The organism is Legionella steigerwaltii (genome assembly GCF_001468065.1).
GTDB lineage: Bacteria > Pseudomonadota > Gammaproteobacteria > Legionellales > Legionellaceae > Legionella > Legionella steigerwaltii.
Genome location: NZ_LNYZ01000028.1, coordinates 1 through 323 on the forward strand (window position 1 = coordinate 1; position 323 = coordinate 323).

Here is a 323-nt window from a genome sequence, read left to right on the forward strand (position 1 = left end):
GATTCTGCTTGTTCAATTATTTCTTTTTTTTCTTGAATTTTTTGAATTCTTTCTTGAAGCTTTAAAAGTTTTTCTTGAAACAGTTTTTCTTCTATCTTTTCTTGCTGTAAATTTTGATAAATTGCCCTAAATTGACTAGGAGGTACCTTTACATAGGGTAGGTTATCACTTGCTGTGTCACCCGCTTCTTCTTTATATAAATTATGTTTTTTTATAAATTTTTCACGAGCGTCCTTATTATTAAACACAATCATAATTTTATCTAAAGGCTGTTGATCATTATGTTCTTTATTGCCTTCTATATAATTTTTTACGAATGCAGC

1 protein-coding gene is annotated in these 323 nt (G+C 28.2%); it reads right to left on the reverse strand.

Annotated features, from left to right (window positions below):
• A partial coding sequence (locus tag Lstg_RS17805; RefSeq protein ID WP_162264081.1) for a hypothetical protein occupies positions 1-323 on the reverse strand: 323 nt, incomplete at both ends.